General features: G+C 66.3%; 18 protein-coding genes. 6 read left to right on the top strand and 12 right to left on the bottom strand.

Annotated features, from left to right (window positions below; all coding sequences use genetic code 11):
• Positions 1-45: 45 nt before the first annotated feature.
• The 7 genes from ACSQ3M_RS18875 to ACSQ3M_RS18845 all read right to left on the bottom strand — a co-directional run bounded on the left by ACSQ3M_RS18875 (position 46) and on the right by ACSQ3M_RS18845 (position 8292).
• A complete protein-coding gene (locus ACSQ3M_RS18875) occupies positions 46-915 on the bottom strand; it encodes an ABC transporter permease (RefSeq protein WP_436151618.1) in 870 nt (289 codons plus the stop codon).
• 2 nt (positions 916-917) lie between these two features.
• A complete protein-coding gene (locus ACSQ3M_RS18870; protein ID WP_436151617.1) occupies positions 918-1853 on the bottom strand; it encodes an ABC transporter permease in 936 nt (311 codons plus the stop codon).
• Positions 1853-2848: an ABC transporter ATP-binding protein gene (locus ACSQ3M_RS18865; RefSeq protein ID WP_436151616.1), complete on the bottom strand. Its 996-nt coding sequence runs from the start codon at positions 2846-2848 to the stop codon at positions 1853-1855. Before ACSQ3M_RS18865 ends, ACSQ3M_RS18870 begins: the two co-directional genes overlap by 1 nt.
• Positions 2845-3858: an ABC transporter ATP-binding protein gene (locus tag ACSQ3M_RS18860; protein WP_436151615.1), complete on the bottom strand. Its 1014-nt coding sequence runs from the start codon at positions 3856-3858 to the stop codon at positions 2845-2847. Before ACSQ3M_RS18860 ends, ACSQ3M_RS18865 begins: the two co-directional genes overlap by 4 nt.
• 70 nt (positions 3859-3928) lie before the next feature.
• Positions 3929-5569 carry an ABC transporter substrate-binding protein gene (locus ACSQ3M_RS18855; protein WP_436151614.1) on the bottom strand — a complete coding sequence of 547 codons (1641 nt, stop codon included), beginning with the start codon at positions 5567-5569 and terminating at the stop codon, positions 3929-3931.
• Positions 5536-7140: a phosphoric/sulfuric ester hydrolase PehA gene (pehA, locus tag ACSQ3M_RS18850; protein ID WP_436151613.1), complete on the bottom strand. Its 1605-nt coding sequence runs from the start codon at positions 7138-7140 to the stop codon at positions 5536-5538. Before pehA ends, ACSQ3M_RS18855 begins: the two co-directional genes overlap by 34 nt.
• 276 nt (positions 7141-7416) lie before the next feature.
• The gene (locus tag ACSQ3M_RS18845) at positions 7417-8292 is read right to left on the bottom strand and encodes a LysR substrate-binding domain-containing protein (protein ID WP_436151612.1); all 876 of its coding nucleotides are present in this window, start codon (positions 8290-8292) and stop codon (positions 7417-7419) included.
• Positions 8293-8401: 109 nt separating this feature from the next.
• Between ACSQ3M_RS18845 and ACSQ3M_RS18840 the strand changes: the two genes are divergently transcribed.
• Together ACSQ3M_RS18840 and ACSQ3M_RS18835 are read left to right on the top strand one after the other, a co-directional pair.
• Complete coding sequence (locus ACSQ3M_RS18840) at positions 8402-9049, top strand: DUF1989 domain-containing protein (RefSeq protein WP_436151611.1); 648 nt, start codon at positions 8402-8404, stop codon at positions 9047-9049.
• The gene (locus tag ACSQ3M_RS18835) at positions 9028-9960 is read left to right on the top strand and encodes a LysR family transcriptional regulator (protein ID WP_436151610.1); all 933 of its coding nucleotides are present in this window, start codon (positions 9028-9030) and stop codon (positions 9958-9960) included. Before ACSQ3M_RS18840 ends, ACSQ3M_RS18835 begins: the two co-directional genes overlap by 22 nt.
• Here ACSQ3M_RS18835 and ACSQ3M_RS18830 read toward each other — a convergent pair.
• Both ACSQ3M_RS18830 and ACSQ3M_RS18825 read right to left on the bottom strand, forming a co-directional pair.
• On the bottom strand, positions 9938-10825 hold the full coding sequence (locus ACSQ3M_RS18830; protein WP_436151609.1) for a polysaccharide deacetylase family protein: 888 nt from the start codon (positions 10823-10825) through the stop codon (positions 9938-9940). The two genes, ACSQ3M_RS18835 and ACSQ3M_RS18830, sit on opposite strands and share 23 nt — an antisense overlap.
• Before the next feature lie 19 nt (positions 10826-10844).
• Positions 10845-11507: an FMN-dependent NADH-azoreductase gene (locus ACSQ3M_RS18825; RefSeq protein WP_436151608.1), complete on the bottom strand. Its 663-nt coding sequence runs from the start codon at positions 11505-11507 to the stop codon at positions 10845-10847.
• Positions 11508-11813: 306 nt separating this feature from the next.
• Here ACSQ3M_RS18825 and ACSQ3M_RS18820 point away from each other — a divergent pair, with 306 nt between their 5' ends.
• The 4 genes from ACSQ3M_RS18820 (at position 11814) to ACSQ3M_RS18805 (ending at position 16416) form a co-directional block, all read left to right on the top strand.
• Positions 11814-12788 carry a BMP family protein gene (locus tag ACSQ3M_RS18820; protein WP_436151607.1) on the top strand — a complete coding sequence of 325 codons (975 nt, stop codon included), beginning with the start codon at positions 11814-11816 and terminating at the stop codon, positions 12786-12788.
• A gap of 63 nt (positions 12789-12851) precedes the next feature.
• Positions 12852-14384 carry an ABC transporter ATP-binding protein gene (locus ACSQ3M_RS18815; RefSeq protein ID WP_436151606.1) on the top strand — a complete coding sequence of 511 codons (1533 nt, stop codon included), beginning with the start codon at positions 12852-12854 and terminating at the stop codon, positions 14382-14384.
• On the top strand, positions 14381-15478 hold the full coding sequence (locus ACSQ3M_RS18810; protein WP_436151605.1) for an ABC transporter permease: 1098 nt from the start codon (positions 14381-14383) through the stop codon (positions 15476-15478). The genes ACSQ3M_RS18815 and ACSQ3M_RS18810 overlap by 4 nt, the downstream gene beginning before the upstream one ends.
• Complete coding sequence (locus tag ACSQ3M_RS18805) at positions 15475-16416, top strand: ABC transporter permease (protein WP_436151604.1); 942 nt, start codon at positions 15475-15477, stop codon at positions 16414-16416. Before ACSQ3M_RS18810 ends, ACSQ3M_RS18805 begins: the two co-directional genes overlap by 4 nt.
• Positions 16417-16747: 331 nt before the next feature.
• On the opposite strand, the gene ACSQ3M_RS18800 is transcribed toward ACSQ3M_RS18805, so the two are convergent.
• The 3 genes from ACSQ3M_RS18800 to ACSQ3M_RS18790 form a co-directional block, all read right to left on the bottom strand.
• Complete coding sequence (locus ACSQ3M_RS18800; RefSeq protein ID WP_436151603.1) at positions 16748-16897, bottom strand: hypothetical protein; 150 nt, start codon at positions 16895-16897, stop codon at positions 16748-16750.
• A 93-nt stretch (positions 16898-16990) separates the two neighbouring features.
• Positions 16991-17533 (bottom strand): DUF3455 domain-containing protein, encoded by a 543-nt coding sequence (locus ACSQ3M_RS18795; protein ID WP_436151602.1) that lies wholly within the window; start codon positions 17531-17533, stop codon positions 16991-16993.
• Positions 17534-17847: 314 nt separating this feature from the next.
• Positions 17848-18693, bottom strand: coding sequence for a methyltransferase domain-containing protein (locus ACSQ3M_RS18790; RefSeq protein ID WP_436151601.1), 846 nt, complete (start codon positions 18691-18693; stop codon positions 17848-17850).
• Positions 18694-18703 lie beyond the last annotated feature (10 nt).

Here is an 18703-nt window from a genome sequence, read left to right as displayed (position 1 = left end):
ACGCGCTAGTGCGCTCCCGCTACGGCGTTCCTGTCGCTTGCCCGCTCAGCGCAGCGTGGGGTCGAGCCTGTCGCGCAGCCAGTCGCCGACGAGGCTGACGGCAAGCGTCGTCAGCACGATCGTACAGGCCGGCGCCAGCATGATCCAGGGTGCACGCGTCAGGTATTCGCGGCCATAGCCCACCATGTTACCGAGGCTCGTCATTGGTGGCTGCACCCCGAGGCCAAGGAAGGAGAGGCCGCTTTCGAGCAGGATCACTTCCGGGAAGGTCAGCGTCATCGAGACGATCAGGGTCGAGGCGATGTTGGGCAGGATGTGTTTGAGATAGACGCGCGCCGGCGACGCTCCGATCTGGCGCACCGCGCCGGCATAGCCCTGTGCGCCGGCGGATATGGCGAGGCCGCGCGCGATACGGGCATAGCGCTCCCAGCCATAGAGCCCCATCAGGCCGATGAAGAGCGGCAGCGCATTGCCGAAGAAGGCGAGCACCGACAGCGCCAGGATCAGGAAGGGCATTGCCGCCTGGAAGTCCGCCAGCATCAGCACAAGTTGCTCGACGAGCCCGCGAAAATGCGCGGCGAGGAAACCCATCAAGGTTCCCAGCACGGCCGAGATGATGGTCGCGCCGAACGCCACCAGCAGCGAGATCCGCACCGAAATGATCAGTCGCGACAGCACGTCTCGGCCGAGCTCGTCGGTGCCGAGCCAGTGCAGCGGATGGAAGGGCAAGGCCAATCTGTTGCGCAGGTCGTAGGCGGTGAAACGGTAGGGCGTGAGCCAGTCGGCGAAGAGCGCGACGATGATGATGAAGGCGATCCAGATCAGCCCGCACCAGACTAGGAGCGGGATGCGGTGCTTCGGTTTCGGCCTGTCCGCGTCGGCGGCGGGCATGGCGGTCACGGTGACATCGGCCATCTTTAGTGCCCTCCGGCCTTGGCGCCGCTGCGCAGCCGCGGATCGAGCACGCCATAGAGCAGGTCGACGATGAGATTGGCGCTGACCATGGTCATGGCGACCAGCAGCAGGATGCATTGCACGACGGCGAGATCGCGGTTGGCTACGGCAACGACGAGCAACCGCCCGACGCCGGGCCAGGAGAACACGCTCTCGACCACGACCGCGCCGGCGATCAGGCTGCCGACCATGAAGCCGACGACCGTGACCGTCGGCACGGCTGCGTTGGGCAAGGCGTGGCCGCGCACGACGCGGGGCCAGGGCACGCCCTTGGCGCTGGCGGTGCGGATATAGGACTGGCCGAGCACCTCGAGCATGGCGCTGCGCGTGAAGCGCGCCAGCACGGCTGCGCCGCCGATGCCGAGCGTCAGCACCGGCAAGATGGCGTGGCGCCAGCTCTCCTGCCCGCCCGAGGGCAGCCAGCCGAGCTGGACCGAGAAGACCAGCACCAGGACCAGACCGAGCACGAAGCTGGGAACCGTGAAGCCCGCGACCGCCGTCACCATCACGACGCGATCCATCAGGCTGTCGCGATGAAGCGCGGCATAGATGCCGGCCGGAATGCCGATGCCGAGTTTGAGGGCCAGCGCCGGCAGGGTCAGCGCCAGGGTGGCCGGGATGCGTTCGAGGACGAGCTGCATCGCCGGGCGCCCATCGCGCATCGATTGGCCGAGCTCGCCTTGGCCGATCGCGGAGAAATAGCGCAGATATTGCAGCCAGATCGGATCATCGAGGCCCCAGGCCTTGCGGAAGGCGGCGATGGCCTCGGGGGGCGCATCGACGCTCATGATGATCAGCGCCGGATCGCCCGACATCCTGAGCACGATGAAGGCGAAGGTGACGACGAGCGCGACCGTCAGCGCAGCGCGGCACAGCCGTATGAACAGGAAGCGCAGCATCAGCTTGCCGCCTTCAGGAAGCTGGCCTGGTCGTGGGCGACATGGCAGGCCGTCAGGCGCCCGTCCGGTAGCGGCATCAAGGCCGGGCTTTCGACCTTGCAGCGCTCGCGAACCGCATGGCAGCGTGGATGGAAGGCGCAGCCGGAAGGCCGCGCTGCCGGGTTGGGCGGATCGCCCTGCAGCACGATGCGCGGGCGGGCACGGCGGCCGGGCACCGGCGAAGCCGAGACCAGCGCTTCGGTATAGGGGTGGGACGGGCTGGCGAGCAGGAGGTCGGCATCGCCTTCCTCGACGATGCGTCCGAGATACATCACCGCGACGCGGTGGCTGACCTGGCGGATCACCTTGAGATCATGGCTGATGAACAGCATGCCGAGGCCGAGCTCCTGCTGGATGTCGACCAGCAGGTTGACCACTTGCGCCTGGATTGAGACGTCGAGCGCCGAGACCGGCTCGTCGCAGACCAACAGGTCCGGCTTGGTTGCGAGCGCCCGCGCGATCACCGCGCGCTGGCGCTGGCCGCCCGACAGCTCATGCGGATAGCGCCGGCCCTGATCGGCCCGCAGGCCGACGGACTGGAGCAAGGCGAGCGCCATGGTATCGCGCTCCTTGGCCTCGCCGAGGCCATGGACATCGCAGGGTTCGCGGACCTGTTCCAGGATGGACAGGCGCCGGTCGAGCGCGCCGAGCGGATCCTGGTAGATCATCTGCATGCAGGCACGCATCTGGCGCCAGGCCAGCGTGCCCGCCGGTGGGATCGGCGCGCCCTTGAACAGAACGTCGCCGTCGTCGGGCGGCTCCAGCCCGAGCGCCAGCCGCCCGGTCGTCGATTTGCCCGAGCCGGATTCGCCGACGAGGCCGAGCGTCCGGCCGCGCTCCACCGTCAGCGAAACACCGTCGACGGCGCGGACATCGACCGAGCGGCCGAACAGCCCCTGTCGCATGGCATAGCGGCGGGCAACGCCGCGCGCCTGAAGCAAAGGGGCACTGCTCATGCGTAGACGGGCTCCGGCTGGCGCTGCGGCTGCGCCAGAGGCGGCGTCATGATGCAGGCGGCCCGCCGATCCGGCGCTTTCGGGTCCAGCGACGGCACGCGCATGTCGCAGGCGTCGATCCGGCGCGGACAGCGAGGCGCAAAGGAGCAGCCGGGCGGCAGGTTCCAGGGCTCGGGAACGTTGCCCTCGACGGGGAGGAGCCGCCGGCGCACGCCTTCGAGCGGCGGCAGGGCCGCGAGCAGCCCTTGCGTGTAAGGGTGCAGCGGCTGCGCAAAGAGCGCCTCGGATGTCGCCGTCTCGATGATACGGCCGGCATACATCACGCAGACGCGGTCGCAGGTCTTGGAGATCACGCCGAGATCATGGCTGATCAGGACCAGCGACATGTTGGTTTCGCGCCTGATCCTGGTCAGCAATTCGAGGATCTGCGCCTGGATCGTCGCATCGAGTGCCGTCGTCGGTTCGTCGGCGACCAGGATGTCAGGCTTGCCGGCCAGCGCCATCGCGATCATCACGCGCTGGTTCTGGCCGCCGGACAATTCGTGCGGGAAGGCGTCGAGCCGGCGGGCAGCGTCGGGAATGCCGACGAGATCGAAGAGGCGTTTCGCCTCGGCTCGGATCGCCTTGCCTGAAAGCCCGCCATGCAGCGCCAGCGCCTCGCCGACCTGCTTGCCGAGCTTGATCACCGGGTTCAGAGCGCTGGCCGGGTCCTGAAAGATCATGGCGATTTTCCCGCCACGCACGCTGTCGAGCATGGCCGGCGCCGCGCCGATCAGCTCGCGCCGATCGAGCATGACGCTGCCGGTGATCGTCGCCTTCTTCGGCAACAGGCCCAGGGCCGCGAGCCAGGTCACGGACTTGCCGCAGCCGGACTCGCCGACGAGGCCGACAGCCTCGCCGCGATGGACGGTGAGGTCGATGCCGTGCAGCACCTTGACGCCGTCGAACGAGACCGCAAGGTCGCGAATGGCGACGAGCGGGCTCGTCTCACGGGTGGTGAGACCGGTCATGGCGACCTCCTCGAACATCCAAAAAGAAAACGGCGCGACCTGTGAGGTCGCGCCGTCGATGATGTCGGCGTCAGCTGCGTCCGCCCCAGTTCTCGGCGCGGAAGTCCATGGCGAAGGCGGGCGAGGCTTTCCAGGCGAGCGCTTTCGGCTTGGCCGTGAAGGTCGCGTTCTGGTGCAGCACCGTATAGGCCGGATCTTCGCGCTCGGCGATTTCCAGCATCCGGCGGAAGGCTGCCTTGCGGCGGGCCCGGTCCGTCGAGGTTTCCAGCTCGACGGAGAGCTTGTTCAGTTCATCATTGGTCCATTCGCCGACTTGCTGCTGCTGGCCGTTGGGGCCGTGCTGACTGACCAGGGAAGAAACCGGATCGTTGAAGGGCGCCGAATTCGACCAGTCGCGCACCGCCCGTGTCGGGGTCCGCTCGAGGATCTGCTGCCAGTTTTCCTTGACCTGGATCTCGACGTTCAGCCCGGCTTCCTTCCACATCTCGACCAGGATCTGCGCGGTGGCGGTCTGGTTGGTGTAGTAGTTGTTGAGCAGCCGGTAGGGAATCGGGTCGCCCTTGTAGCCCGATTGCTTCACGAGATCCTTGGCAACCTTGAGGTCGAAGGCCGGTACCGACCAGTCGGCGATGAACATGTCACCGTAATATGGCCACTGCAGCCCCTTCGGGATCGAGGTCCGGCCTGCCCAGAGCGAGTCGACGATGGCCTGTCGATCGATCGAATGCGTCATCGCGCGGCGCACCAGCGGGTTGGCGAGCTGTGGGTGGTTCTTGTCGAACACTGTCAGGCGGTGGTTCAGGATCGTGCCGCCCTGGACCTCGAAGGCGGGGTTCTTCTCGATCTGGGCGATCTGGTCCGGCGGGATGTCGCAGGCGAACTGATACTGCCCCGACAGCAACCCGTTGATGCGCGAGGCCGTCTCCGGCACTTCGACGAAGCGGATCGACTTCAGCGGCGGACGGCCGCCCCAATACTCGTCATGGGCTTCGAGCAGCAGCGACACGTCTGCGCGGTATTCAGCGACGCGATAGGGACCGGTCGTGACGGGCTTCGAGGCCCAGTCGCTATAGGTCTTGGCTTCCTCGAAGGCGCGACGGTTCATGATCTCGCTACCGAAACGCGAGATGCGGCCTTCCAGCGTGACGTCGGGCGTGCCATTGACGAAACGCACGGTGTATTTATCGACGACTTCGATACCGAGCAGGGCCGGCCAGGCGCGGCGCGCCACGGCCGGAACTTCCGCAGGCAGTTCCTTTGAGGCACGACCGCCGCCGACGGTGAAATCGGCCGAGATCGTCTTGCCGGCGCTCGGCTTGGTGTCGCCGAACATGCGCTCCTTACCGAAGGAAAAAACGATGTCCTCGGCGGTCAGCTCATCGCCATTGTGGAACTTCACGCCCCGGCGCAGCTTGAGCTCGACGGTTTTGTCGTCGATGCGCTTCCATTCGGTCGCGAGGCCGGGCACCGGCTCGAAACTGCCGGTCCAGTTCTTGCCGATCAGGCCCTCCCAGATCGAAGAAAAGAAGATGCGCTCGCCGACATTGGACTGTTCGCGCAGCACGTCGAGCAGGTTCGTGTTCGAGATCTTCTGAACCGCGATGGTGATCGAGGGCCGGTTGTCGGCCTGCGCGATCGCGAAGCGCGAGGGCAGGATGAGGGCGGAACCGCCGAGCGCTATTGCGCTGCGGCGAGTGAGGGAGCCGACCATGACTGGTCTCCTGTTTCGGTTGCATTGGGATTGCGCTCCTCCAGCCCGCGCGGGCTGGAGCGGAAATGCGTCAGTGTCCGGTCGGCATGGGTCAGCCGCCAGGACAGCGCCTTCTGGGCGTAGTCGCGCACGAGCGCCGCATAAGCCGGATCGTCCGCCAGGTTGACGAACTGGTTGGGGTCGCTGCGCAGGTCGAAGAACAGCGCCGGCAATGCGGCGAAATGGACGTACTTGTAGTTTTCGTCCTGCACGACGCAGAGGCTGGATTCATCCATGCCGAGCCCGAGCACTTTCTCCGGCTCGGAATAATGCACGTCGCGGAAATCGTATTCGTAGTGCAGCTCGGTGCGCCAGTCCGCCGGATGAATCCCTTGCGTGAACGGCATCACCGAGTGCCCGTCGCAGGCGCGCGGCGCTTCGCCGCCGAGCCAATCGAGGATCGTCGGCATCACGTCGACGCTCTCGGTGAAGGCCTCCTCGATCGCGCCGCGCCGGCCCGCGGCGCCTTGCGGGTCCTTGACGACGAGCGGAATGCGGAAGCTCTCGTCGTGGAAGCCGATCTTGCCGAGCAAATGATGGTCGCCGAGCTGCTCACCATGGTCGCTGGTGAAGACAACCAGCGTATCGTCCCACTGCCCGGTCTCGTCGAGATAGGCGAAGACCTCGCCGAGGCAGTCGTCGATCTCGCTGATCAGCCCGCAATAGGTCGCGCGCATCTGGCGGATCTCCGCCTCGTCGAGCGTCGCGCCAGAACCTTCCGCGCCGTGGAAGAACGAGCCGCGCTTGATCGCGTCGACATAATATTTGACCAGCGGATGCTGGGCGCCCTCGATCTCGGGCGATTCAGCCCGGATCGGCGCCGGCATGTCCTGCGCCCGATACATCTCGTGATAGGGCGCCGGCGCGACGAAGGGGGGATGGGGCCGGTAATAGCCGAGATGCAGGAAGAACGGCTTGCCGGCGCGGCCCTTGAGATAGGTCAGCGCGCGCTCGGTGAAGAAGGACGAGTCGGACAGTTCCTTGGGGATGCGCGCCGGCCGCTCGGTGGCGCCGGGCACGGCATCCTCGCCCTCGGGCAGCCAGATGTCCTCGCGGTTGGGCGGCAGCTCGAAGCCGTTCTGGGCGACCCAGCCGAAATAGCCGTCCATGTTCGGCTCGAAGGCGCCGACCGAACGGAAACCGTCCATCAGGTCGCCGAGCACGAGGAAGCGCGGGTCCTGCTTCGCGGTCGAGCGCGGATCCGGCGTCGTCGTGGTGTAGCCGATCAGCGCCGGGTCGTAGCCGATGGCGCGCAGCGCTTTGCCGAGGTTGAAATGCCGCTGGTCGAGCGGGACAGTGTTCTGAACGGCACGGTGGTTCATCAGATAAAGGCCGGTCAGCAGGCTGGCGCGGGCCGGGCCACAGGGCACGCAGGCGGTGACATGGTTGGCGAAGGTCACCCCTTCCGCGCAGAGCCTGTCGAGGTTCGGGGTCTTGAGGAAAGGCTCCTGGCCGCGGGCCCGCAGCAGGTGCGGTACGAAATCGGCGCGCCACTGGTCGACGACGATCAGAAGAACGTTTTTGCGAGTCATGCTTGGCCTCTTGAAGTCGGGCCGAGCTATCCGCCGCGGATGACGCCTGGATGACCTGGGCGACAGGAGAGCCGCTTCGGGAAATCTGGGCAGGTCAAATAGGGGGAGTTTCTACCTGAAGGCGATCCCCCGTTGCCGACGCAATCGGCTCGATCGGCGTAACGGGGGTGAGCGACGTCCGCAGGCTCGTGAGTTTGGCGGGCTCGCAGATCAGAACGCGCCCTGGCAATAAATCCATCCGAGAGAAACTCGGCACCGCTGGCCGTTTCGTCGAGGTCAGGTCGTCAGTGCCTGGCGCAGCGACACCATGAACTCGTGCGCGAGCTGCGACAGCTCCTCGTGCAGCGGGTGCAGGATGGCGATCTCGTAGGAGATTGCCGGCCGGAACGGCCGGCGAACCACGTCGGCCGTGAAAGGCGCGCTGACGACCGGGTCGACGATCCCGACGCCGACGCCGGCGGCGACGAGCTCACAGGCTGAGGAGAAGAACTCCGTCTCGGCGACCACGTTCCAGCGCGCACCATATTCCGAGAAGGCGGCAGCGAGCTTCTGATAGACCGGGTCGCCGCGGAACAGGGTGACGAAGGGCACGCCGTCGAGATCAGCCGGGGTGATCTCGTCGCGATCGGCCAGGGGATGGCCGATCGGCAGCATGCACTGGCACTGATAGCTGAAGACCTCCATCTGCGCGGTTGGGTAGTCGAGCGGCAATTCGGCGATTGCGAAGTCGAAGGTCCGCGTCGACATCAACTCCTTCACGCTCTGGGAATTCCGCGTGATGATCTTCATCTGGAGGTCGGGCCGCTCGGCGGCGAAGACGGAGAGCAACCGCGGCAGCAGGGCGATCGAGATGCTCGGATAGGCGGCGATGGCGAGGTGCCCGCGCCGGCCGGCACGGATCTCGCCCGCGACCCGCATCGTGTTCTCGACCGCCTCGAGCGCCCGGCTCGCTTCGGCATAGATCAGATGCGCCTCCGGCGTCGGCTGCAGCCGCGTGCCGCGCCGTACGAACAGCGCCACGCCGAAATCATGCTCCAGCGCCGCGATCATCGTGCTGACGCCGGGCTGCGAAATGCCGAGCAGTTCGGCGACACGCGTCATCGTGCCGTGGATCATCAGGGCGCGGAAGCATTCGAGCTGGCGCAGGCGCATATCACTTCATATGTTTTTATAATAACGAGGCCAAATCAAATTATTGGATTTGCATAACAAGCTGACGTTTCCTTGCCGGCATAGCGCATGAGCCAGTGAGGAGATCGCCATGAACAAGCAGGTCGGAGCGCTCCAGCCGGCGCTCGAACTGATCCCGGCCCGCAGCGGCGTCGCCGCAAGGGTCAAGCGCGGCCAGAGCGTTCGTATCGTCAATACCCATGGCAAGCAGGTGGTCGACACCTGGGCCTTCAATGCCGCCGATGTCGACGAGCATCTGTCGATGGAGCACAGCCGGGCCGCGATCCTGAAGCTGATGCCGGCGATTGGCGACATGCTGGTCAGCAACCGACGCAATCCGATGCTGACCGTGGTCGAAGACACCACCCCCGGCATCCACGACATGCTGATCGCCGCCTGCGACGAGCACCGCTATCGCCAGCTCGGCGCTCACGGCCATCACGACAGCTGCACCGACAACCTCAAGGCCGCGCTCGCGACGCTCGGCATAGCGGTGCCGCTGACGCCGAGCCCGCTCAACCTGTTCATGAACGTGCCGGTACGTGCCGATGGCAGCCTCGCCTTCGAGGCACCGGTCAGCGAGCCGGGCCAGCACATCGCCCTGCGGGCCGAAATGGACCTGATCGTCGTCTTCTCGGCCTGCCCGCAGGATATGGTCCCGGTCAACGCCATGCATCCGACCGACGCACACTATCAGATCGCCCGAAGGGGCTGGCCATGCGCAAACTGCCTTCACTGAACGCCGTGCGCGCCTTCGAGGCGACCGCACGCCATCTCAGCTTCACCCAGGCCGCCAACGAGCTCTGCGTCACGGTGACGGCGGTCAGCCACCAGGTTCGTCATCTGGAAGCCGTGCTCGGCCTCAAGCTGTTCGAACGCCAGGCGCGGGCGCTCGCGCTGACCGCTTCGGGCGAGACGCTGTTTCCGATGCTGCGCGACGGCTTCGACCGGCTCGCCGACGCCTTCGCCCTGCTCGACGATTCGCGCTCGGCCGACGCCGTCACCGTCTCGACCACGCGAGCCTTTGCCGAGCGCTGGCTGATGCCACGGCTGCGCGCATTCCACGCCGCCCACCCGGCGATCATGGTCCACATCGACGCCTCCGAAGAGGTCATGGACCTGCGCGCCGAGGGCATCGACCTTGCCATCCGCTACGGCGCCGTGCCGGCCGACCAGCGTCAGAACGTTCTGCTGGAGGACAGCTACATCGCCGTCGCGTCCGGCAGCCTCTGTCCGGCCGGCCACAACCCCGGCATCGCCGACATGCTGGGCCGCCCGCTGATCGGCTATCGCTGGAAGAACCGCTCGCTCGAAGCGCCTGATTGGCCAGCCTGGCTGGCGCAGGCGCTGCCGGGAACGGCGCCGGACTTTCGCCAGTCCTGGTTCAGCGAGGAGACGCTGGCGCTGCACGCAGCAGACCGCGGGCTCGGTCCGCTCCTGTGCAGCGATGTCCTCATCGATGACGCGCTGCGCGACGGCAGCCTGGTGCGCCTCGACGGCGGCAGCCTGCCCGGTTTCGCCTTCCGCCTGGTCGAGGGCGCGACGCCGCGCAAGCGCTCGACGGTGCTGTTCCGCGATTGGCTGCGCGCCGAGGCGGCCGCCTTCCGCCGGCGCGAGGCGCCCGAGCTCACCCTGCCACAGGCTGCGTGAAATAGGGCAGTTCCTCGGTCCGAACCTGATATTCGCCGGCAGCGACCAGCTGCTCGACATAAGCGACGATCTCTTCCAGCGGCGCGAACCAGACCTTGCGTGTCGCCAGCACCTGTTCGAGCCAGCGCTCGACCACGGCCCAGCGCGCCAGCCGCCCGGTCAGGAACGGGTGCCAGATCCCCATCCAGAAGCCGCCGGCCTCGTACTGCGCTTCGAATTCGGCGAAGGAGGCGGCAAGACCCTGCTCCGGTGGCTGGACCGGCATCATATAGCCGATCTCGGCATAATGGGCGAAGGGCGGCCAGTCGTCAGAGCCCCAATGCGGCGGCACCTCGTAGAGATACTTGCCGCCCGAGCGCATCCGATAGGGGATGTCGTCGGCCATCAGCGAGGAATCATAGGAGAAGCCGTGCTCGATCAGCAGGTCGATGGTCGCTTGCGTCGCATTGTAGACGGGTGCGCGATAACCGCGCGGCTTGCCGCCCGTCATCCGCTGGTGGACGGCCAGGGCCTTCTCGAAGGCGCGGCGCTCGGCCTCCGGTGAGATCTCGGTCGGGTCCTCGTGCAGATAGCCGTGATGGCCGATCTCGTGACCGCCCTTCAGGATCGCCTCGACGGCCTCGGGGTAGCGTTCCATCGTCCAGCCCGGAATGAAGAAGGACTGCTTCAATCCCAGCCGGCGATAGGTCTCGAGGATGCGCGGCACGCCGACGGTCGGGCCGTAGCGCCCCATGGTAATCGGGTAGAGCCGGTTCCAGCTGTCCTTCGGCCTGGCGATATGGATCAGGCTGTCGGCATCGACGTCGAAGGTGATGGCGCAGGCGCAGCGCGCGCCGTTCGGCCAGGGGATCGGATTCTGGATCAAGGCGTTCGCTCCCCCGCTTCTATGCCGCTTCGGCGCGGCGGCCGGCGATGAGTTCGTCGACCAGCCCAGGCACCGCGGCATGCGCCTCGGCGATCGAGCGCTTGTGCCTGGCGTCGCCGAATTCCTGATAGTCGATCGCAATCGTATGGATCGCCTCGACGCCGAGATAGTGCGAGCAGGTCCGGATATGCGGGTCGAGCTGGTTCATGTCGGCGCGCACGCCCCCCGGCCCGAAGCCGAACTCGCCGCGCGAACTCAGCACCACCAAAGTCTTGCCGCTGAGGATCGGCTCGAGCGGAAAATCACCGCGCGCCAGATCGAAGCTGAAGGTCTTCCCGATCCGGATGATCTTGTCGAACCAGGATTTGAGCTGCGCCGGCATGCCGTAATTGTACATCGGCGTGCCCATCACGATGACATCGGCGGCGGCGAGCTCGCCGATCAGTTCGTCGGACAGAGCGAGCTCCGCCTTCTGTGCGGGCGTGCGAGCCTCCTCCGGCGTGAAGGCCGCCGCGACCCAGGCTTCATTGAGGAAAGGCGGCGGGTCGCGCCCGACATCGCGGGCGATCACGCTCGCATCGGGCTCGCGCGCCAACCAGGCGTCGACGAAGGACCTGGACAGGGCTCGGCTGAGCGAGCGCTCGCCGCGGGCGCTGGCGTCAAGATGGAGAAGCGTCGTCATTGGAAGTCCTCGTGAAGTCACGGAACCGCTTGGTCCCGTCGGTTGCGAGGAAGATGTGTTGCCGCTCTTGGTAGTGCCAACGAGTTTTTCTTCAGGGCGCTGGAGAGATTTTCATGTCACGCCGCAGCGGCTCTCCTGTCGTTGAAAGAACGGGGAAATGACGGCTTCGCGCCGGTCTCCAAGAATCTCTCAAGCCGGGTTGAGCAAATCTCACTTTCGAGCCGGAAGGAGCACTGCTGCTATCGCGTGAGATGGGCAAGAACGATCCAAGGGGAGCCCATTCCTTTCCAGAGGCGGGAGATCAGCATGAATTTGACCCGAAGGGACATGGTCGGCGCACTTGCGGCGAGTGTCGGTGTCGCAGCCCTGCCACGATCGGCGAAGGCCGCCGGCGAGCCGCTCAAGGTGGCGATCGCGCTGCCGGGCAGCATCGCCGATGGCGGCTGGAGCCAGGCGGCCTTCGAGGTGCTGGCTCAGGCTCGCACCGAGCTGCAGGCCGAGACTGCCTACAGCGAGAAGGTGCACCAGCCGCAGCAGGTCGAGGTGCTCTCCGACTATGCCAGGCGGGGCTACAATCTGGTGATCGGCCATGGCGGCGAGTTCCAGGACGCGGTCGATCGCGTCGCCGGCCGCTTCCCCAAGACGAGCTTCCTCGTCACAAACGGCCTGCGAGCCTCGGCGAACGTCGCCACGGCGGATTTCCATTTCTCGCAGCCGGCCTATCTGCTCGGTTTCCTGGCGGCACGGATGAGCAAGACTGGCAAGGTCGGGATCATCGCAGCGCAGAAGTTCAAGTTCACAAATGACAGCGTCGCCGGCTTCGAGGCGGGCTTTCGCGCCGCGCGCAGCGACGGCCAGGTCGTCACTACCTGGACCGGCGACTGGGACGACGTAGCCAAAGGCAAGGAGGCGGCGGTCAACCAGCTCTCCCAGGGCATCGACATCGTCTGGCCGACCATGGACAGCGCCACCGCCGGCAGCCTGCAGGCGGTGCGCGAGAAGGGCGCGATGGCCTTCGGCCTCTACTACGACGCCATCACCAGATGGCCGGACATCATGCTGCAATCGGCCATTCTCGACGTACGCGGCCTGCTGCTCGCGATGCTGACCAGGGCGAAGGCCGAGGGGCTCGCCGGCAAGAACTACAAGTTCGACATCACCATGCCGCAGGCGGTCCGCCTCGGCCGTTTCGGCCCGAAGGTTCCGCCCGAGACCGTCGCCGAGATCGCGGCGCTGGTCGAGCGGATGAAGTCCGGCCAGCTCGCCGTCCAGCCCGTCTGAACCCAAAGCAAGGCTAAGGCCGGACGCGCCGAAAGAGTGCGACGGCCGGCGAGGGAGGATTTCATGGCCGAGCCAGATCAGGGCTATCTCGTCGTCGACGGCGTCTCGAAGGCGTTCGGACGCTTCCGGGCGCTGGACGGCGTCGACCTCACTGTCGCGAAGGCCAGCATCCATGCCGTTCTCGGCGAGAACGGCGCCGGCAAGACCAGCCTGATGAATGTGCTTTACGGCCTCTACCGGCCGGACCAGGGCGAGATCCGCATCGCCGGACACCCGATCACGCTGCATTCCCCGGCCGATGCGATCCGCCATCGCATCGGCATGATCCACCAGCATTTCCACCTCGCCGAGGCGCTCACCGTCACCGAGAACATCATGCTCGGCCTCGGCCGGCCGCTGGCGCGGCTGCGGCTGGCCGATCACGCGGCGCGCATTGCCGAGATGAGCCGGCAGATCGGCTTCGAGGTCGATCCTGCCGCCGAGGTCTGGCGCCTGCCGATGGGCATGCGCCAGCGTGTCGAGATCCTGAAGGCGCTCTATCGCGGCGCGGACATCCTCGTCCTCGACGAGCCGACCTCGGTGCTGGCACCGAGCGAGATCGACGGCTTCCTCGCCAGCCTGCGGCGTCTGCGCGCCGACGGCACCACCATCCTCTTCGTCACCCACAAGCTCGACGAGGTGATGGCGGTCGCCGACGAGGCCTCGGTGATGCGCGCCGGCAAGGTCGTGGCGCGGCGGCCGATCGCCAAGACATCGCCGCAGGAGCTATCGCGCCTGATGATCGGGCGCGAGCTCTCGGTCGAACCGACGCCGCGGACGACGAAGACCGGCGTTGAACGGCTGGTACTGCGCGACCTCGTCGCCCGCAATGATCGCGGCGGGCGGGCGCTGGACGAGCTCTCGCTCAGCGTCCGCGCCGGCGAGGTGCTGGGCATCGTTGGCATCGACGGCAACGGCCAGCGCGAGCTCGCCGAGGTGATCACCGGGCTGCGGCCGCTTGTCTCCGGCCACATCGCGGCAGACGGCTGCAATCTTGGCCCGCTCGACGCGCGCGCGCGCCAGCGCGAGGCCAGGATCGGCTTCGTGCCCGAGGACCGGCATGGTACCGGCCTCGTCCTCGACCATTCGGTCGAGACCAATCTGATCCTGCGTTCCTTCGATCTCGCGCCCGTCTCGCGTCATGGCCTGCTCGACCGGAGCGTGATCGCGGTAATCGGCAAGCGGCTGGCGGCGGAATACGACATCCGCCTGCGCTCGCCGCGGCAGCCCGCGCGCGACCTCTCCGGCGGCAACCAGCAGAAGATCATCCTGGCGCGCGAGATCGAGGCAGCACCGCGCATCCTCGTCATCGCCCAGGCGACCAAGGGACTCGATCTCGGCGCCATCGCCTTCGTCCAGCGCCAGATCCTGGCGCAGCGCGAGAAGGGCGTCGCCATCCTCTACATCTCGACAGAACTGGAGCACGTCATGGAGGTCGCCGATCGCATCGGCGTGATCTGCGCAGGCCGCATCACCGGCGAATTGACGCCCCAGGAAGCCAGTGCCGAGCGCATCGGCCTGCTGATGGCCGGCGTCACCGCGGAGCGTGCGGCATGAGCACGATCCTCGATATCGTCATCCGCCTGCGCAGCCTGTGGGCAACGCTGGTAGCATTGCTGCTCGGCGCGTTGTTGATCTGGATCGCCGGTCACGATCCGCTCACGGCCTATGCCGTGCTCTTTCGAGAAGGCTTTGCGGATTATTGGGGCTTCGCCAACACCTTGGTGAAGACGAGCCCGATCGTGCTCGCGGCACTCGCCGTCTGCCTGCCCTATCGCGCCGGCCTCTACAACATCGGCGGAGAAGGCCAGATCTATATCGGCGGCCTCTGCGCCACGCTGACCGGGCTTAGTCTGCCGGACTGCTCGCCCTGGCTCGGCATCCCGCTTGTCCTGGCCAGCGCCGCGGTCGGCGGGGCGGCCTGGGCCGCGATCGCCGGAGCGCTGAAGGCTTATCGCGGCGTCAACGAGGTCATCGTGACCTTGCTGCTCAACTTCGTCGCCATCCACATCGTCAGCTACGCGGTGAGCGGCCCGCTTTTGGCGGAAGGCGCACCTTATCCGTTCTCGGAGCAGTTGCCGGCCAACCTGCATCTGCCGCTGCTGCTGCCACAGACCGACGCCCATCTCGGTGCGCTCTTCGGCCTCGTGCTGGCACTTGCGCTGCACGTCCATTTCAACCGCACTACCCACGGCCTCGCGCTCGACATGGTCGGCCGCAACCCTCGCGCGGCGCGCTATGCCGGCATCGCGGTCGAGCGCCAGATCGTTGTCGCCATGGCGCTTGGGGGCGGCCTCGCCGGCCTCGCCGGCGGGCTCGAGATCATCGGCCTGAAATACCGGCTCTTCCATCTGTTCAGCGCCGGCTACGGCTTCGACGGCATCGTCGTTGCCTTCATGGCGGGTGCGCAGCCGCTGCTGGTGCCGGTTGCGGGGTTGCTGATCGCGGCGCTAAAGGCAGGTTCGGGCAGCATGCAGCGCGCCATCGGCCTCGACGGCAGCATCGTCGAGGCGATCCTCGGTCTGGTCGTGATGACCGTTGCCGCGGGCCTGGCCTGGAAGCCCTCACCGGCCTCGCTGCTCGCCTTCCTCCGTTCGAGGCCGGCAGCTGGCGAGCCGACCAATCTCAGCACGCAAAAGGCCGCGCCATGACCGATCTTGCTTTCGACGCCGCCTTCTTCGCGGCCTTGCTGGCGGCCTCGGTCCGTCTTGCCATGCCGATCGCCTTCGCCGCGCTGGGGGGCGTCGTCGCCGAGCGCAGCGGCGTCTACAACATCGCGCTGGAGGGCCTGATCCTGAGCGGCGCGCTCGCCGCGGCGGCCGGAGCCCACGCGACCAGCTCGCCGCTCATCGGCCTGGCCGCCGGCCTCGGCGCAGGCGCGGTCGGCGGCCTCCTCGTCGCGCTGCTGACCGTGACCTTCCGCGTCAACCAGCTCGTCGCCGGCATTGCCGTCAACATCCTGTGCGCGGGACTGACGGCCTTCCTTGCACGTGCCGTCTTCGGCCTCACCACCAGCACGCAGGTGCCGGGCTTCCCGACGCTCGATCTCGGGCCTCTCTCGGACCTGCCGATACTGGGGCCGGCACTCTTCGCGCACGACGCGCTGACCTATGTCTTCGTTGCGCTCTGCCTGCTCGTCGCCGCCCTGCTTTTCCTGACACCCTGGGGCCTCGCTCTGCGCGCAACCGGCGAGAACCCGCGCGCTGCCGACAGTGCCGGCCTGCCGGTGATGCGCATCCGCTATCTGGCGCTGATGCTCTCGGGCATGCTGGCGGCGCTCGGTGGTTGCCATCTCGTGCTGGCGCAGGTCCACATCTTCTCAGACGGGATGAGCGCCGGCAAAGGCTTCCTCGCCCTCGCCGCAATCATCCTCGGCCGCTGGCATCCGGCCGGCGTCGCGCTGGCTGCGCTATTCTTCGGCCTCTGCGACGCGCTGCAATTCCGCCTGCAGTTCGCCATTCCCGGCGTGCCCTACCAGATCTTCCAGATCCTGCCCTATCTCGTCTCGATCGCAGCCCTCGCCTGGACAGTTGGTCGCTCGCGCCAGCCGGCGGCCGCGGGCCTGATCTACGTACGTGAGCAGCGCTAGCTGCTCGCTTCTCGACGGTTACATCGCGGTTGCAGTCTTCAAGCTCCGCGGGAATTCGCACGAGTCGCGCGACTTCGCTTTGATCTCGACATTATGAATCGAGCTAAATGTACTGGGCGCCTTCCAAGAAAATGATGCCCACTGCGGTAAAACGCTGAAACACCTCGGTAAATCACTTGCCAAGGTTGGGGGCAAGGGTTGCGAATCCCTTCGCCCGCTCCAGACAACCTCAAGGCTTGAGAGGCACGTAAGCGTCGGGTTTCCCGGCGCTTTTTGCTTTTCGGGCTTGGTAGGTTCGCCCCCGTTTGCGAGGGCATCAGAGAGCCCGTGGTTACACCACAGTTACATAGAGGCCGGCCCAGGAGAACGCCGTCAACGCAGGATAAGCCGGTGCGGCCTTCCGACTGGGGAGGTCGGCGGCGTAGACCGGGGCCGCGGCCGTCAGCAGGGCCACGCCGAGGCCGAGAGCGAGCTTGTTCATGTCACAGAGTCCTTTGTCAGAGCGGAAGCCCCCGCTCATGCGGCGAGACGGCTGGAATTGCCTGGCCAACAGCCCACCCAAGCGGGATGAGATTCACTCGCCGAGGAAGACGTAATCGGCAGAGTAAGGGTCGAGATGGAACGCGCCCGGCCGTTCGCAGGGGCCGCCGAAAGCACCGCCGCGCGTTTCGAGGCGCTGGATCGCGACGACCTTCGCCAACTCGCCACCGTCGCGCTTTTCGACCGCCGCGAGCTTCAGGAGCGCGATGTCGGAGGAGGTGCGTCCTGGCGCCTGTGCCTCGACCTTGCCAACGACGGTGCTGCCCGATGCCAGCTCCCAACTCGGCCCAGCGAAATGGCGCCCGACGGTCTTGCCGTCCTTCAGCAGAAGGGCGAGCGGCTCGCGGAACTGCCACCTGACGTCGCCTGTCGGATTGACCTTGCACTCGTAGATTTGAACGCCCTCGGCGTGCAAATTCAGTATCTCGGTTCTACCGGGAGCGGCTATCGCGCCCGGCAGCTCGGCTGCTGCGACATGGCCACCGGCCAGGATGGCTGCTGCAGCGATGACGCCGCTCAGGATCGCTGCGATGCGCGGGACGTGTGCAGATGCCGCCGCCAGGTTCTTCTCAGTCATAGCCACTCCTCGCAATCTCGATAGGGCTGCCGATTTCGGCGCTTGGCGCGTGGTGAACGCCCCACCAGGGTTTTTATTCGGAGGCTCCGGATGTGAATCGGCGCCGTAGGGGTCGCGCTGGCGCGCTCCCGCTAATCCTCTGTCCGTCGACGGATCTTCAGTTCTGGATCGCGCCTTTGCGCGCAGACACCGAACCCCGTCTGCAAGCCGACCTTTTGCCGGCTTGCGCATCGCCTTGACCGGAATTGATCTGTAGCTGTCGCGAGCGCGACCGCACACTTAACCGCGACTGATCCCGGACAGATGATCGACCGCTATTTCTTCGTAATCACGATCTCCAGATACTCGCCCGGTACCACAACCGTTCCGTCATCGGCCCGGTTGAAACGGTCGATCAGCGCCAGGAGATCGCGCTCCAGGACCGTCTGCTGCGCTTCCGGCAATACCGCGAAAGCCTTGAGCACTGGGCCATACCAGGTGCGGAAAACCTCCATCCAATGCGCGGGTGACCGGTAGCGAAAGGCAAAGGATCGCATTGCGACAGCGACAGAGGCATGCGCCGCGAACATCTGGTCCAGCCGGTCCTGCGTGCCCCATAGAGCGGGGGATCTGGCTCCGGGCGCAGGCGGGATATGGCTGCCGATCGTCTTGAATACCTGCCCGATGAAGCCTTCGGGCGTCCAGTTGGCCATTCCTATCTTGCCGCCGGATTTGCAGACCCGCAGCATCTCGGACCCTGCGCGGTCGTGATCGGGGGCGAACATCACGCCGAATGTGGAAACGACAGCATCAAAGCTACTGTCGGCAAAGGGCAACGCCTCGGCATCGGCAGTCTGGAACACCACCGCCAGCCCTTCAGCTGCGGCACGCTGGCCGCCCCTTTCCAGCAGGGCTGGCACGTAATCTGTAGACGTCACATTGCACCAGCGCCTGGCAGCGGCCAGGCTCGCATTACCGTTGCCGGCAGCGACGTCCAGCACGCTTTGGCCGGCGCGCAGATCAAGCGCTTCGCACAGGCTTTCACCGACAATCTGCAGCGTGGTGCCGATCACGGCATAATCGCCTGATGCCCATGCGGCCTGCTGGCGCGACTTGAGAACGGACAGGTCGATCGCGCCCGGGTCTGTGACGTGCGGAGATGAGGCGACAATGGTCTGCATAGTATCTCTC

This window comes from Allobosea sp. LjRoot90 (assembly GCF_964254315.1).
Lineage (GTDB): Bacteria > Pseudomonadota > Alphaproteobacteria > Rhizobiales > Beijerinckiaceae > Allobosea.
The sequence above is the reverse complement of the archived record's forward strand: the minus strand, read 5'-3'. Positions and strand labels throughout refer to the sequence as shown.

Coding starts and splice junctions, on each gene's coding strand:
- ACSQ3M_RS18875 (WP_436151618.1), bottom strand. CDS start 915: ATGGCCGATGTCACCGTGACCGCCATGCCCGCCGCCGACGCGGACAGG.
- ACSQ3M_RS18870 (WP_436151617.1), bottom strand. CDS start 1,853: ATGCTGCGCTTCCTGTTCATACGGCTGTGCCGCGCTGCGCTGACGGTC.
- ACSQ3M_RS18865 (WP_436151616.1), bottom strand. CDS start 2,848: ATGAGCAGTGCCCCTTTGCTTCAGGCGCGCGGCGTTGCCCGCCGCTAT.
- ACSQ3M_RS18860 (WP_436151615.1), bottom strand. CDS start 3,858: ATGACCGGTCTCACCACCCGTGAGACGAGCCCGCTCGTCGCCATTCGC.
- ACSQ3M_RS18855 (WP_436151614.1), bottom strand. CDS start 5,569: ATGGTCGGCTCCCTCACTCGCCGCAGCGCAATAGCGCTCGGCGGTTCC.
- pehA (WP_436151613.1), bottom strand. CDS start 7,140: ATGACTCGCAAAAACGTTCTTCTGATCGTCGTCGACCAGTGGCGCGCC.
- ACSQ3M_RS18845 (WP_436151612.1), bottom strand. CDS start 8,292: ATGCGCCTGCGCCAGCTCGAATGCTTCCGCGCCCTGATGATCCACGGC.
- ACSQ3M_RS18840 (WP_436151611.1), top strand. CDS start 8,402: ATGAACAAGCAGGTCGGAGCGCTCCAGCCGGCGCTCGAACTGATCCCG.
- ACSQ3M_RS18835 (WP_436151610.1), top strand. CDS start 9,028: ATGCGCAAACTGCCTTCACTGAACGCCGTGCGCGCCTTCGAGGCGACC.
- ACSQ3M_RS18825 (WP_436151608.1), bottom strand. CDS start 11,507: ATGACGACGCTTCTCCATCTTGACGCCAGCGCCCGCGGCGAGCGCTCG.
- ACSQ3M_RS18820 (WP_436151607.1), top strand. CDS start 11,814: ATGAATTTGACCCGAAGGGACATGGTCGGCGCACTTGCGGCGAGTGTC.
- ACSQ3M_RS18815 (WP_436151606.1), top strand. CDS start 12,852: ATGGCCGAGCCAGATCAGGGCTATCTCGTCGTCGACGGCGTCTCGAAG.
- ACSQ3M_RS18810 (WP_436151605.1), top strand. CDS start 14,381: ATGAGCACGATCCTCGATATCGTCATCCGCCTGCGCAGCCTGTGGGCA.
- ACSQ3M_RS18805 (WP_436151604.1), top strand. CDS start 15,475: ATGACCGATCTTGCTTTCGACGCCGCCTTCTTCGCGGCCTTGCTGGCG.
- ACSQ3M_RS18800 (WP_436151603.1), bottom strand. CDS start 16,897: ATGAACAAGCTCGCTCTCGGCCTCGGCGTGGCCCTGCTGACGGCCGCG.
- ACSQ3M_RS18795 (WP_436151602.1), bottom strand. CDS start 17,533: ATGACTGAGAAGAACCTGGCGGCGGCATCTGCACACGTCCCGCGCATC.
- ACSQ3M_RS18790 (WP_436151601.1), bottom strand. CDS start 18,693: ATGCAGACCATTGTCGCCTCATCTCCGCACGTCACAGACCCGGGCGCG.